General features: G+C 65.4%; 13 protein-coding genes and 1 tRNA gene. 10 read left to right on the forward strand and 4 right to left on the reverse strand.

Annotated features, from left to right (window positions below; translation table 11 throughout):
• Positions 1 to 112 precede the first annotated feature (112 nt).
• A tRNA-Leu gene (locus ACAG24_RS18660) sits at positions 113 to 189 on the reverse strand.
• A 90-nt stretch (positions 190 to 279) separates the two neighbouring features.
• Here ACAG24_RS18660 and ACAG24_RS18665 point away from each other — a divergent pair.
• From ACAG24_RS18665 to ACAG24_RS18690, 6 genes are all read left to right on the forward strand, one after another.
• Positions 280 to 930, forward strand: a complete 651-nt coding sequence (locus tag ACAG24_RS18665) for a two-component system response regulator PdtaR (RefSeq protein WP_370474161.1) — start codon at positions 280 to 282, stop codon at positions 928 to 930.
• Positions 931 to 1,143: 213 nt separating this feature from the next.
• Positions 1,144 to 2,355 carry a branched-chain amino acid ABC transporter substrate-binding protein gene (locus tag ACAG24_RS18670; protein ID WP_370474162.1) on the forward strand — a complete coding sequence of 404 codons (1,212 nt, stop codon included), beginning with the start codon at positions 1,144 to 1,146 and terminating at the stop codon, positions 2,353 to 2,355.
• Positions 2,356 to 2,438: 83 nt separating this feature from the next.
• Positions 2,439 to 3,449 carry a branched-chain amino acid ABC transporter permease gene (locus ACAG24_RS18675; RefSeq protein ID WP_370474163.1) on the forward strand — a complete coding sequence of 337 codons (1,011 nt, stop codon included), beginning with the start codon at positions 2,439 to 2,441 and terminating at the stop codon, positions 3,447 to 3,449.
• On the forward strand, positions 3,446 to 4,603 hold the full coding sequence (locus ACAG24_RS18680; protein WP_370474164.1) for a branched-chain amino acid ABC transporter permease: 1,158 nt from the start codon (positions 3,446 to 3,448) through the stop codon (positions 4,601 to 4,603). Before ACAG24_RS18675 ends, ACAG24_RS18680 begins: the two co-directional genes overlap by 4 nt.
• Positions 4,600 to 5,451: an ABC transporter ATP-binding protein gene (locus tag ACAG24_RS18685; RefSeq protein WP_370474165.1), complete on the forward strand. Its 852-nt coding sequence runs from the start codon at positions 4,600 to 4,602 to the stop codon at positions 5,449 to 5,451. Before ACAG24_RS18680 ends, ACAG24_RS18685 begins: the two co-directional genes overlap by 4 nt.
• Positions 5,438 to 6,178 carry an ABC transporter ATP-binding protein gene (locus tag ACAG24_RS18690; protein ID WP_370474166.1) on the forward strand — a complete coding sequence of 247 codons (741 nt, stop codon included), beginning with the start codon at positions 5,438 to 5,440 and terminating at the stop codon, positions 6,176 to 6,178. Before ACAG24_RS18685 ends, ACAG24_RS18690 begins: the two co-directional genes overlap by 14 nt.
• A 232-nt stretch (positions 6,179 to 6,410) precedes the next feature.
• Here ACAG24_RS18690 and ACAG24_RS18695 read toward each other — a convergent pair whose 3' ends face one another.
• Together ACAG24_RS18695 and ACAG24_RS18700 are read right to left on the reverse strand one after the other, a co-directional pair.
• On the reverse strand, positions 6,411 to 7,610 hold the full coding sequence (locus tag ACAG24_RS18695) for a lipid-transfer protein (RefSeq protein WP_370474167.1): 1,200 nt from the start codon (positions 7,608 to 7,610) through the stop codon (positions 6,411 to 6,413).
• The gene (locus ACAG24_RS18700; RefSeq protein ID WP_370474168.1) at positions 7,607 to 8,041 is read right to left on the reverse strand and encodes a Zn-ribbon domain-containing OB-fold protein; all 435 of its coding nucleotides are present in this window, start codon (positions 8,039 to 8,041) and stop codon (positions 7,607 to 7,609) included. Before ACAG24_RS18700 ends, ACAG24_RS18695 begins: the two co-directional genes overlap by 4 nt.
• A 130-nt stretch (positions 8,042 to 8,171) precedes the next feature.
• Between ACAG24_RS18700 and ACAG24_RS18705 the strand changes: the two genes are divergently transcribed.
• Together ACAG24_RS18705 and ACAG24_RS18710 are read left to right on the forward strand one after the other, a co-directional pair.
• Complete coding sequence (locus ACAG24_RS18705; protein WP_370474169.1) at positions 8,172 to 8,558, forward strand: hypothetical protein; 387 nt, start codon at positions 8,172 to 8,174, stop codon at positions 8,556 to 8,558.
• Entirely contained in the window at positions 8,558 to 8,995 is a 438-nt protein-coding gene (locus tag ACAG24_RS18710) for a hypothetical protein (RefSeq protein WP_370474170.1), read from the forward strand. Before ACAG24_RS18705 ends, ACAG24_RS18710 begins: the two co-directional genes overlap by 1 nt.
• 1 nt (position 8,996) lies before the next feature.
• Here the strand turns inward: ACAG24_RS18710 and ACAG24_RS18715 are convergent, their stop codons facing one another.
• Positions 8,997 to 9,671, reverse strand: coding sequence for an alpha/beta fold hydrolase (locus tag ACAG24_RS18715; protein ID WP_370474171.1), 675 nt, complete (start codon positions 9,669 to 9,671; stop codon positions 8,997 to 8,999).
• A gap of 70 nt (positions 9,672 to 9,741) precedes the next feature.
• Here ACAG24_RS18715 and ACAG24_RS18720 point away from each other — a divergent pair, with 70 nt between their 5' ends.
• Together ACAG24_RS18720 and polA are read left to right on the forward strand one after the other, a co-directional pair.
• Complete coding sequence (locus ACAG24_RS18720; RefSeq protein ID WP_370474172.1) at positions 9,742 to 10,665, forward strand: LysR family transcriptional regulator; 924 nt, start codon at positions 9,742 to 9,744, stop codon at positions 10,663 to 10,665.
• Between the two features lie 9 nt (positions 10,666 to 10,674).
• Complete coding sequence (polA, locus tag ACAG24_RS18725) at positions 10,675 to 13,401, forward strand: DNA polymerase I (RefSeq protein ID WP_445206217.1); 2,727 nt, start codon at positions 10,675 to 10,677, stop codon at positions 13,399 to 13,401.
• Positions 13,402 to 13,681 lie beyond the last annotated feature (280 nt).

The raw sequence follows: 13,681 nt of genomic DNA on the forward strand, positions 1-13,681 counted from the left end.
GCTCTTCGCAGGACTACCGTACCGGCGCAGAGAACCGCGTGGCCCCAGCGCACTCAACGGTCGTCACGAGGCGCGGCTCGGCAGCCTCCCGCTGCCCCTGCCGGGTCGTTGGTGGTGCCCTCGGTGAGACTCGAACTCACACTGGACGGGTTTTGAATCCGTTTCCTCTGCCAATTGGGATACGAGGGCGTTCGCGGCGACCGTAGGTGGCGCGGCCTATCACCATAGAGGATGGCCCCGCGCTCGCCCATATCGCCTGCGACCTACACAATGTCTCTCATGTCTTCCGGGTCTTCCGCTCCCGCGCCGTCGTCAGACGCCGCTGCCACGCCGCATCGCGTCCTCATCGCCGAGGACGAGGCGCTCATCCGCCTCGACCTGGCCGAGATGCTGCGCGAGGAGGGCTACGAGATCGTCGGGGAAGCCGGAGACGGCCAGGAGGCGGTCGACCTGGCCGAGTCGCTGCGTCCCGATCTGGTGATCATGGATGTCAAGATGCCGCGTCGTGACGGCATCGACGCCGCGTCGGAGATCGCGAGCAAGCGGATCGCCCCGATCGTCATCCTGACCGCCTTCAGCCAGCGTGAACTGGTCGAGAAGGCCCGGGACGCCGGCGCGATGGCCTACCTGGTCAAACCGTTCAGCATCACCGACCTGATTCCGGCCATCGAGGTCGCGGTCAGCCGCTTCGGCGAGATCGCCGAGTTGGAGAAAGAGGTCGCGTCGCTGTCCGACCGCCTGGAGACCCGCAAGCTCGTCGAGCGCGCCAAAGGTTTGCTGCAGTCGAAGCAGAACATGTCGGAACCCGAGGCGTTCAAGTGGATCCAGCGCGCCGCGATGGACCGGCGCACGACGATGAAGCGCGTCGCCGAGGTCGTCCTCGAGACCCTGGACCCACCCGCTGAGGCACCCGACGCCACGCCGAAATAGCGCCTCTTTCCACCACCGCCCGTTAAGTCTGCGTTTCCGCACCCGACTTTTGACCGGCTCACCCCGTCCAACCGTGCGACGCGTTTTCCAAGACCACGCGATCAGCCTGTGCGTTGGTTATGGTCGTCGGCGAAGCATCGGCGATGTGGTCGCAATCGGACCCCGGACGGACACCCGACGATGCCGAGCAAAACACTGAACCGGAGGTGGGACGTGCGCAGTCGTGTGGCTCGCAAGGCATTTGCTCTCGGTGGTGCAGGTCTGATTGCGCTGGCTGTCGCCGGCTGTAATCAGGGCGCGCCCGAAGAGGAATCAGCGCAGAGCAATCTCAGCATCGTCGAGAAAGTACAGATCGACGAGAACGGCGCCGAAGTCGCCGCGAGCACGGGTGCCGAACCCGCGGACCCTGCCGGCGACGGCAATGCCACCTGCCCGCCGGTGTCGATTGCCATGGCCGGTGCACTCAACGGCCCGGACGCGGCTCTCGGCATCAACATCAAGAACGGCGTGCAGCTCGCGATCGACAAGCACAACGAGGCGAATCCCGGCTGCCAGGTGCAGCTCAAGCCGTTCGACACCGAGGGTGACCCGCAGAAGGCCACCGCGATCGCCCCGCAGATCGTCGACGATCAGTACACGATCGGCCTCGTCGGACCCGCATTCTCGGGTGAGACGAAAGCCACCGGCGGCGTCTTCGACCAGGCCGGTCTCGTCTCCACCACCGCGTCGGCCACCAACGTCACGCTCTCGGAGAACGGCTGGAAGACCTTCTTCCGCGGTCTCGCGAACGACGGTGTTCAGGGCCCGTCCGTCGCGAACTATCTCAAGAACACGCTGCAGCACAAGAAGGTCTGCGTCGTCGACGACAGCACCGACTACGGCCTGGGCCTGTCGCAGGCCGTCCGCGACACCCTCGGCCCGGTCGCGGACTCGGCGTGCAACATCTCGGTGAAGAAGGGCGACAAGGACTTCTCCGCGGCGGTCACTCAGATCAAGGGTGCCGCACCGGATTCGGTCTTCTTCGGCGGGTACTACGCCGAGGCTGCGCCGCTCGTCCAGCAGTTGCGCGACGGCGGCTACGAGGGCATCTTCGCCAGCGCCGACGGCACCAAGGACCCTGAGTTCGTCAAGCAGGCAGGCGAATCCTCGAAGGGCGCCGTGCTGGCCTGCCCCTGCGGTCCGGCCACCGGCACGTTCGCCGAGGAGTACAAGCAGAAGTTCAACCAGGACGCCGGCACCTACAGTGCCGAGGGCTACGACCTGGGCACCATCCTGCTGAAGGGCATCGACTCGGGGGCCATCACGCGTCCGGCGCTGCTCGACTTCGTCCGCGGCTACAAGGGCCAGGGCGTGGCTCGTGAATATCAGTGGACACCGGAAGGCGAGCTGACGACGACGTTGATCTGGATCTACGACGTTCAGTAACCGCTGATGCGAAACGCGTCCGAGAGTGTTTGGCTCGGACGCGTTTCGTTTCGGTCCCCAACCTCTGAGGAGCTCTCCACCGGATGAATCTGGCCGCAAACATCAACTTCAACGTCGGAGCGCTGGTCGACAGCTTCTGGCAGTTGACGATCGACGGCCTGTCGTGGGGAGCGATCTACGCCCTGGTCGCTGTCGGGTACACCCTGGTGTTCGGCGTGCTGCGGCTGATCAACTTCGCGCACTCCGAGATCTTCATGCTGGGCATGTTCGGTGCGTACTTCGCGCTCGACATGATTCTGGGCTTCACGCCGAGCGGCAATGCTTACAACAAGGGTGTCGCGCTGACGATTCTGTACCTGGGCGTCGCCATGCTGTTCGCGATGCTCGTGTCAGGCGGCGCGGCCGTCGGGCTCGAGTTCATCGCCTACCGTCCGCTGCGCAAACGCAACGCCCGCGCGCTGACCTTCCTCATCACCGCGATCGGCATGTCGTTCGTGTTGCAGCAGTTCGTGTTGTTCATCCTGCCGAAGATCATCCCCGGCTACGGCGGGCCGAACGCGCAGCAGCCGATCGTGTTGGTGCAACCCAAGACCCAGTTCGAGTTCTTCGGGGTCGCCATCTCCAACATCACCATCGTCATCGTGGCCTCGGCCCTGGTGCTCGCCGTGCTGACGGATCTGGCGATCAACCGCACCAAGTTCGGCCGCGGCATCCGAGCCGTCGCGCAGGACCCGACGACGGCGACGCTGATGGGCGTCTCGCGTGAACGCATCATCATGACGACGTTCCTGATCGGCGGTCTGCTGGCCGGCGCTGCGGCACTGCTGTACACCCTGAAGGTGCCGCAGGGGATCATCTACTCGGGCGGATTCCTGTTGGGAATCAAGGCATTTTCGGCCGCGGTGCTCGGCGGAATCGGAAACCTGCGAGGTGCGCTGCTCGGCGGCCTGCTGCTCGGCGTGATGGAGAACTACGGTCAGGCGGTGTTCGGCACGCAGTGGCGCGACGTGGTCGCGTTCGTGCTTCTGGTCCTGGTGCTTCTGATCCGGCCGACCGGCATCCTCGGCGAGAGCCTCGGGAAGGCGCGTGCATGACGACCCTCTGGAGCAAGGTGATGGCGTGGTGGGACGGACTGAACCGTCCCCAGAAATGGGTGTTCGGGGTGGTCCTGTTCGCCGGCGTCGCGCTGTCGCCGCTGTTCACCCCTGGGTTCATCGACACTCCCGGCATCAGCTTCGGCGGCACGATGGCCCAGTTCGCGATGATCGCGATCATTGCGATCGGGCTCAATGTCGTTGTCGGACAGGCGGGTCTGCTCGACCTGGGCTACGTAGGGTTCTACGCGGTCGGCGCCTACACGGTGGCGCTGCTCACCAGCCCGGAGAGCCCGTGGAACCAGATGAGCCCCAGCGGTTTCTTCAGCACCCCTTGGGCGTGGTTGTCGTGCGTGCCTCTTGCCATGGCGTTCACCGCGCTGACCGGCCTCATCCTCGGGTTCCCGACACTGCGATTGCGCGGCGACTACCTGGCCATCGTCACGCTCGGGTTCGGCGAGATCATCCGCCTGATGGCCGACAACCTCGCAGACATCACCAACGGCCCCCGAGGCCTCAACGAGGTTGCCTTCCCGCACTTCCTCGAAAGCGAGCAGCATCCCCAAGGGGTGTTCTCGGTGTCGAACTCCGGCGGTGACGCGAACTACGGGACGTGGTGGTTCTGGCTCGGGCTGATTCTGATAGTCATCATCCTGCTGTTCGTCGGGAACCTCGAGCGCAGCCGCGTCGGGCGTGCATGGATCGCCGTCCGTGAGGACGAGGACGCTGCAGAAGTCATGGGGGTCAACGCCTTCAAGTTCAAGTTGTGGGCTTTCACCATCGGCGCCGCAATCGGAGGTCTGTCCGGCGCGTTGTATGCGGGGCAGGTGCAGTACGTCGCCCCGCCGACGTTCAACATCATCAACTCGATGCTGTTCCTGTGCGCGGTCGTCCTCGGCGGTCAGGGAAACAAACTCGGCGTCATTCTTGGTGCGTTCATCATCGTTTATCTGCCGAATCGCCTTCTCGGGGTTCACTTCCTCGGTATCGACATGGGCAATTTGAAGTATTTGTTCTTCGGCCTCGCCCTTGTGGTGCTGATGATTTTCCGGCCGCAGGGGTTGTTCCCGGTTCGCCAGCAGCTGCTGACCTATGGGAGGGCGGCGCGAAATCTGTTGAGAGCCAAGCCCACGGACACGGAGCCGGCGAAATGACGGCCCCGGAGGATTTCGAAGACAACGTCGCCGAGATCGCCAGTGTGCACCGCGAGATCAACGCCGACGAGGGCGAGGTCCTGCTCCAGACCACCGATCTCACCGTGAAGTTCGGCGGACTCACCGCGCTCGATGCGGTCACGTTCAACATTCGACGCGGCGAGATCCTGGGACTCATCGGGCCCAACGGGGCTGGTAAGACAACGTGTTTCAACGCCATCACCGGCGTTTACCGGCCCTCGGCGGGGTCCGTGACTTTCGACGGCTCACCGATCGGTCGGATCAAGCGTCATCAGATCACCCGTCTCGGGATCGCCCGCACCTTCCAGAACATCCGCCTGTTCGGCGAGATGACTGCGTTGGAGAACGTCATGGTCGGAACCGATGCGCGGCACCGGACATCGGTGCCGGGTGCGCTGATCCGCTCGCCGCGGCACCGTCGCGAAGAGAAGTCGGCGATCGAGAGATCGGCTGCCCTGCTCCATTTCGTGGGGATCGCCCACCGCGGGGAGGAGAAGGCGAAGAACCTTCCCTACGGCGATCAGCGCAGGCTGGAGATCGCCCGCGCTCTTGCCACCGAACCGAAACTGCTGTGCCTCGACGAGCCCGCCGCCGGCTTCAACCCGAGCGAGAAGTCGGCGCTGATCGACCTGATCCGCAAGATCCGCGACGACGGGTACACGGTGCTGCTCATCGAACACGACATGCGGTTGGTGATGGGTGTGACCGACCGGATCGTGGTGCTGGAGTTCGGCCGCAAGATCGCCGACGGCCTACCCGCCGAAATCCGCGAGGACCCGAAGGTCATCGCCGCGTACCTGGGAGTGCCAGACGATGACGTCATCTGAAACCCGACCCGTCCTGCTCGAGGTGCGCGACGTCGTGGTGCACTACGGGCGGATCAAGGCACTGCATTCGGTGTCGCTGACAGTGCACGAAGGCGAACTCGTCACGCTGCTCGGCTCCAACGGGGCGGGCAAGACCACCATGATGCGCGCGATCTCGGGCTTGCTCCCGTTGACGTCTGGCTCGGTGTGGTTCGACGGCAAGGACATCAGCAAGGTCAAGGCCCACAACCGGGTCACCCAAGGTCTGATCCAGGCACCGGAGGGGCGCGGCGTCTTCCCGGGGATGACCATCATCGAGAACCTCGAAATGGGTTGCTACGGGCGGAAGTTCCCGAACAAGGCCGAACATGCCGAACGCCTGGACTGGGTGCTGGAGACGTTCCCGCGGCTCGCCGAACGCAGGAGTCAGGTCGGCGGCACACTGTCCGGCGGCGAACAGCAGATGCTGGCCATCGGGCGTTCGCTGATGGCGCGGCCCAAGGTGCTGCTGCTCGACGAGCCGTCGATGGGTTTGGCGCCGATGGTGATCTCACAGATCTTCAAGATCATCGCTGAGATCAACGCCAGCGGAACCACAGTCCTGCTCGTCGAGCAGAACGCACAACAGGCGTTGAGCCGCTCCGATCGTGCCTACATTCTTGAGACCGGCGAAGTCACCAGAACCGGTAATGCGCGAGAGCTGTTGGCGGACGACAGCATCCGCGCGGCCTACCTCGGTGTGGCCTGACCCTTACTTCGCCCCGCGAGCGCGCGTGTCTGGATGCCGACGCGCCGCGATTTCCCGGCATTGTGCGCGCATTCGTGACGGGCTTCGCCGGTCGCTTTCGCGGCTCCCTGGCTTACTCCAGCCGAAATGACTTCAGCCGCAGCTCTGTTGACCGCGTCGAGCGCGCACAAAATGCCAACGTGCGCGGCGCGCCGCTGTGCAAACACGCGCGCTCGCGGTGCAGGGGGAGTTCCTAGCGGGCGACGATGACGGAGGAGCCGTGGCCGAAGAGGCCTTGGTTGGCGGTGATGCCGACGGTGGCGCCGTCGACTTGGCGGCCGGTGGCTTGGCCTTTGAGTTGCCACGTGAGTTCGCAGACTTGGGCGATGGCTTGGGCGGGGATGGCCTCGCCGAAGGAGGCCAGCCCGCCCGAGGCATTGACGGGGATGCGGCCGCCGATCGCTGTGGCGCCGCTGCGCAGCAGTTGCTCGGCCTCGCCTTTGGCGCACAATCCGAGGTGTTCGTACCAGTCCAGTTCCAGTGCGGTGGACAGGTCGTAGACCTCGGCCAGACTGAGGTCGCCGGGGCCGATGCCGGCTTCGGCGTAGGCGGCGTCGAGGATCTGGTCTTTGAACACCCGGTCGGGGGCAGGCACGACGGCGGTGGAATCGGTGGCGATGTCGGGCAGCTCGGGCAGATGCTGGGGGTATTGCGGGGATTGCAGGCTGACCGCGCGCACCGACGGCACACCGTCGACGGAGCCGAGATGCTTTTCGGCGAAGGCTTTCGAAGCCACGATCAGGGCGGCCGCGCCGTCGGAGGTGGCGCAGATGTCGAGCAGGCGCAGCGGATCCGACACGACGGGGGAGGCCAGTACGTCTTCGACGGTGGCTTCTTTGCGGTAGCGGGCGTAGGGGTTGTTCAGGCCGTGGCGGGCGTTCTTGACCTTCACATTCGCGAAGTCTTCGAGCGTGGCGCCGTAGAGGTCCATGCGGCGACGCGCCAGCATCGCGAAGTAGACGGTGTTGGTCGCGCCGATGAGGTGGAAACGCTGCCAGTCGGGGTCGTTCTTACGTTCGCCGCCGACGGGGGCGAAGAAGCCTTTGGGGGTGGTGTCGGCGCCGATGACCAGCGCGACGTCGCACAGCCCGGCGAGGATCTGGGCGCGGGCGCTCTGCAGTGCTTGGGAGCCGCTGGCACATGCCGCGTAGCTGGAGGTCACGGGCACGCCGTTCCAGCCGAGTTTCTGGGCGAAGGTGGCGCCGGCGACGAAGCCGGGGTAGCCGTTACGGATGGTATCGGCACCGGCGACGAGTTGGATTTGGCGCCAATCCAGGCCGGCTTCGGCCAGGGCCGCGCGGGCGGCGACGACGCCGTACTCGGTGAAGTCGCGGCCCCATTTGCCCCAGGGGTGCATCCCGGCGCCGAGGATGTAAACGGGCTCGGGGCTCATGCGATCCTCCAGGCGTGCACGGTGCGTTCGATGCCGTCGTCGTCGACGTAGAGCGCCATGGTGGTCAGTTCCATCTCCATGCCGACCTTCAGGTCGGCGGCCAGGGTGCCCTCGACGACCTTGCCGAGCACGATCAGGCCTTCCTCGGCGAGCTCGACCGCGGCCACGGCGAACGGTTCGAACGGATCCGGTGACGGATACGGCGGTGGTGGTGCGTAGCGGTTTTCGGTGTAGCTCCACAGCGTGCCGCGCCGTGACAGCGGCACCTGGGCCAGCTCGTCACCGGCGCAGCCGGGGTTGGGGCAGTTGTTGGCCCGCGGCGGGAACACATAGGTCCCACACTCATGGCATTTACCGCCTATCAGATACGGATCACCAGACCCATCGCTGGCGAACCACCCGTCCACCGCTGGTTGCGCAGAAGCTGACACGCGGTCAGCGTACCGACTCGACGACCAGATATTGAAACGTGTTCCAGTTTTCGCAGAGTTGGGATCGGTAGCAGCGCGCCGGATGTCCACTTGGTCCACGCCACCGAGGCGAATGACCGAGGAGACCACGATGAGCTTTTTCAAGAAGGCGAAGGAAGCGGCGCAGCAGGCGCAGCAGGCGTTCAACCAACCGCAGAGCTACCAGCAGCCCGGAGCCGTGCATGTGAAGGGCGCCGGCCTGATGGATCCGGCGGCTTTCGGCGGGCCCTCGACCCGGTCGGTCGCAGGCGACGACCCGATCTGGGAGCCGATCAACGGCATCTCGCTGCAGGACTACGCCGATCTGGCTCGGGAGGCGCAGGCCCGCCGGATCAACAACGAGGCAGGCATGATCACACTGGCTCAGGAGCGCGGCTGGAATCCCGCCGACACGAAGGCCGCGCTCGACGGCTGGGTGCAGCGGATGGGTCAGTCGATGGCCGTCGGCCAGCAGTTCCGGAACTTCTTGGGCTACTGATGCCCAACCCGTTCAAGGACTGGGCGCGGATGTACAGCGCCAACAAGCAGTACCTCGAGTCACAGGGACGGCCCTCGTCGTTCTTCGGTCAGATCGGCGACATCCCCCACCGGATGCACGAGGCGGCCGACGCCAGCGAGATCGGCATGAAGATGATGCGGCATTCGCAGCTGACGAATGGCGGTGGCCTGCCTGCCACCGCCACCGTCGAGGGTGTTTGGACGGTCGGCTCGTACATGAACATGTCGCCCGTCGTCCGAATCCAGGCGCTGGTGGCGCGTGACGACGGAAGTCCGCCCTACCGCGCGGTTTTCGACGAAGTCGTCGCCCAGATGCATCTCGCGCGGGTGCAACCGGGCTCCACGCTCGCGGTGCACGTCGACCCGCAGGTCCCGGCGGACATGGCGATCGACTGGATCCGCACCGGCCGGTTCTGACTCAAGCCGCCGTGTCGAGCAGGATCCGCAGCAGGTCGTCCGGGTTGTCGCGCATCAGGTTGTGCTTGCCGTCGAGCTCGTGCGTGATCCAGGCCGGATCGTCGCGGACCCGCTCGTAGGACGGTTGCAGCGGCGACTCACCCGGCCAGTCCAACGCGTAGACGAATACGCGCTTGCGAAACCGGCCCAGGTCGCCCGCGAGGCGCAGCGGCTGCAGCACGGTGGCCAGCGGGTGCGACGTCGCTCGCGGGTCGAAGAACGGCATCGGCGGGACACCGAAACCGCTGTCGTCGACCTTCACATACCACCGACGTTCCTCATCGTTGACGAGGTCCCAGCAGGCTTCGCCGTCATGCGGGACCACGGCATCGACAAAGATGAGTGAGTCGACGCGGTCGGGAATGCGGTCGGCGACAGCGGTGATGACCATACCGCCGTAGCTGTGCCCGACGAGGACCAGTTTGTCGGTTGCGGCGGTACGCGTTTCGATCTCGGCCAGGACATCGGTGATGTGGGTGTCGAGGTTGACACCGCCGGGCATCAGGTGGGACCGCTCGGCGACACCGGTCAGGGTGACGGCCAGGACACGGTGGCCGGCATCTCGCAGTGAGTCGGTGAGGTCGTCGAAACACCATGCGCCGTGGCACATTCCGGGGACTAGTACGTAAGTGGTCATACCTTTACCTTGCGTAGTGTCCATGTATAAGTCCAATAGATATCGCGACTGGTATCTATAATTGTCGCTTATGGAGCTACGTCAGCTCGAATATTTCGTCGCGGTCGCCGAGGAACGCAGTTTCACGCGCGCTGCTGCGCGAGAGAGGGTGGCCCAGCCTGCTGTCAGCGCGCAGATCCGACGCCTGGAGCGTCTGGTGGGGCAACCTCTGCTGACGCGGACCAGCCGCGACGTTCGACTCACCCAGGCCGGTGCGGCGATGCTTCCCCACGCGCGAGCGGCGCTGGCCTCCGTCCGCGACGCGCAGGCTGCGGTCGACGACGTCGCGCAGTTGGTACGCGGGTCCGTGGCGATCGGCACGGTGACGCTGCACCCCGTAGATGTCGCGGGGTTGATGGCCGACTTCCACGCCGACTACCCCGACGTCGAGATCACCCTGGGCACCGACAACTCAGATGTCCTCCTGGCCAAGTTGGCCGACGGCCGCCTGGATGCCGCGATCGTGTCCATCGGCGTCGACGAGCACCCAGACGGGGCGGACTTCGTGGCGATTACCGACGAGTCGTTGGAGGCGGCCGTCGCGCCAAACCATCCGCTCGCGCGGCGCAGAACAGTGTCGCTGCACGTCCTGTGCGAACACCCGCTGATCTCGTTGCCGGCGGGCACCGGCCTGCGGTCACGTCTCGACAATGCTTGCGCCGCCGAGGGATTGAGACCGCGGATCGCTTTCGAGGCGACCAATCCGCTCGAACTCGCCGACCTGGCGCGCCACGGGTTGGGGGTGGCAATCCTGCCGCAGTCGATGGCGCGTAGTAGCCCCGATCTGCACGCGCTGCGCCTGGCGCCCCAATTGCGTGGCAAATTGGTGTGGGCATGGCGCAGAGGCGACATCAGCCCTGCCGCCCGCCTCCTCAGCGAGCGGGCGCGGCGGATGATCGCCGACCGATCCGACGACCCCGCCCAGGGTGGCCCGGCTGTCGGACCGGGTGCCTAGAGTGAAGCCGTGAGCCCAGCCAAGACTGCATCGGAGAAGAAGGCCGGCCCAGCCGCTGACGAGAAGCCGACGCTGATGCTGCTGGATGGCAATTCGCTGGCCTTCCGGGCGTTCTACGCGCTGCCCGCCGAGAACTTCAAGACCCAGGGCGGGCTGACCACGAACGCGGTCTACGGCTTCACCGCCATGCTGATCAACCTCCTGCGAGACGAGCAGCCCACCCACATCGCGGCCGCCTTCGACGTCTCCCGCCAGACGTTCCGCAAAGAGAAGTACCCGGAGTACAAGGAGGGCAGGTCGGCCACCCCGGATGAGTTCCGGGGCCAGATCGACATCACCAAAGAGGTCCTGGGCGCGCTGGGAATCACTGTCCTCGCCGAGCCGGGCTTCGAGGCTGACGACATCATCGCCACGCTCGCGACCCAGGCTGAGAGTGAGGGGCACCGGGTTCTCATCGTCACCGGTGACCGTGACTCGCTGCAGTTGGTCAGCGATGACGTCACGGTGCTCTATCCGCGCAAGGGAGTCAGCGAACTGACCCGTTTCACTCCGGAGGCGGTGCAAGAGAAGTACGGGTTGACACCGAACCAATACCCGGATTTCGCGGCGCTGCGCGGAGACCCGAGCGACAACCTGCCCGGCATTCCGGGGGTGGGGGAGAAGACCGCCACCAAATGGATCGCCGAGTACGGCTCGCTGCAGTCTCTGGTCGACAACGTCGACAAGGTCAAGGGCAAGGTAGGTGACGCACTACGCGCCCACCTGTCGAGCGTGCTGCTGAACCGGCAGCTGACCGACCTCGTCAAGGACGTCCCGCTGGCGCAGACGCCGGACACGCTGCGGATGCAGCCGTGGGACCGCGACCACATCCACCGCCTGTTCGACGACCTGGAATTCCGTGTGCTGCGCGACCGCTTGTTCGACACGCTCGCGTCGGTGGACCCGGAGGTCGAGGAAGGATTCGACGTCCGCGGCGGTGCCCTGGAGCCGGGAACGCTGGCCGCGTGGCTCGCCGAGCGCAGCGACGGCAAGCGTTTCGGGCTGGCGGTCGTGGGCAATCACCTGGCCTTCGACAGCGATGCCACCGCCGTCGCGATCGTCGCGGCCGACGGTGACGGCCGGTACATCGACACGACCCGCCTGGACCCGCAGGACGAGGCGGCACTGGCGTCGTGGATCGCGGACGCGGATGCGCCGAAGGCGCTTCACGAGGCCAAGCTGGCCAGGCATGACCTGCTGGGCAGAGGCTGGACACTGGCCGGCGTCACTTCTGATACCGCCATGGCCGCCTATCTGGTGCGGCCCGGCCAGCGCAGCTTTGCCCTCGACGACCTGTCCCTGCGGTACCTCAAACGTGAGTTGCGGGCGGATAACCCTGAGCAGCAACAGCTTTCGCTGCTCGATGACAGTGAGGGCGTCGACGACCAGGCGGTGCAGACATTGCTTCTGCGTGCGAGCGCCGTGAGGGATCTCGCCGATGCCCTCGACGAGGAACTGGCCCGCATCGATTCTGTGTCGCTGCTGGGCAACATGGAACTCCCCGTCCAGCGCGTGCTGGCAGAGCTGGAGACCGCGGGCATCGCCGTCGATCTGGAGATGCTCTCGGAACTGCAGAGCGAGTTCGCCGCCCAGATCCGCGACGCGGCCGAGGCGGCGTACGGCGTCATCGGCAAGCAGATCAATCTCGGTTCTCCGAAGCAGCTACAGGTCGTGCTGTTCGACGAGCTCGAGATGCCGAAGACGAAGCGCACCAAGACCGGCTACACCACGGATGCGGACGCCGTTCAGGGTCTTTTCGAAAAGACGGGGCATCCGTTCCTGCAGCACCTGCTGGCTCACCGCGATGCAACCAGGTTGAAGGTTACTGTCGACGGGCTGCTGAACTCGGTGGCGTCCGACGGCAGAATCCACACGACGTTCAACCAGACGATCGCGGCAACGGGCAGGCTCTCCTCCACCGAGCCGAACCTGCAGAACATCCCGATCCGCACAGAAGCCGGTCGCCGCATCCGCGACGCGTTCGTCGTGGGCAAGGGGTATGCCGAGCTGATGACGGCCGATTACAGCCAGATCGAGATGCGGATCATGGCGCATCTGTCGCGGGACGAGGGCCTCATCGAGGCGTTCAACACCGGCGAGGACCTCCACTCGTTCGTCGCGTCCCGGGCGTTCTCGGTGCCGATCGACGAGGTCACCCCCGAACTGCGGCGGCGGGTCAAGGCCATGTCCTACGGATTGGCCTACGGACTCAGCGCCTATGGGCTGTCCCAGCAGCTGAAGATCTCCACCGAAGAGGCCAAAGAACAGATGGAGCAGTACTTCGCGCGGTTCGGCGGAGTACGCGACTACCTGCGCGACGTGGTCGACCAGGCCCGCAAAGACGGCTATACGTCGACCGTCTTCGGTCGCAGGCGTTATCTGCCCGAACTCGACAGCAGCAATCGGCAGGTGCGGGAGGCCGCCGAACGTGCCGCGCTCAACGCACCGATCCAGGGCAGTGCCGCCGACATCATCAAGGTCGCGATGATCAACGTGGACCAGGCCATCAAGGACGCCGGGCTGTCGTCACGCACCCTGCTGCAGGTCCACGACGAGTTGCTCTTCGAGGTCGCCGACGGTGAACGCGACGCACTCGATGCGCTGGTCCGCGAACACATGGGCGGCGCCTACTCACTCGACGTCCCGCTCGAGGTCTCGGTCGGATACGGCCGCAGCTGGGACGCCGCGGCGCATTAGCCGCCTTCCTCAACCTCCTGCGCACAGCCACAGACGGTTCCCTCGCCCTTGCGTGGAGACGAGTCTATGTATGCTGACCTACATAACGGCGACGAGAGGCAGCGATGGCGGAGCACCCGTTCGACGACGCGATCAAGCTCGACCGCGCCGGGCCCGACCTGGTGCGCGGCAAGACCAGCGCCGACTGGGCCAACATGGTCGGTCCTTAAGTTCGTAGTTGCAGTTACTTCGTGTTGTTACGTTGGGCTGTGACCCGGGTGGGTCGGGTGAGGCTGCATGG

The organism is Mycobacterium bulgaricum (genome assembly GCF_041287165.2).
Lineage (GTDB): Bacteria > Actinomycetota > Actinomycetes > Mycobacteriales > Mycobacteriaceae > Mycobacterium > Mycobacterium bulgaricum.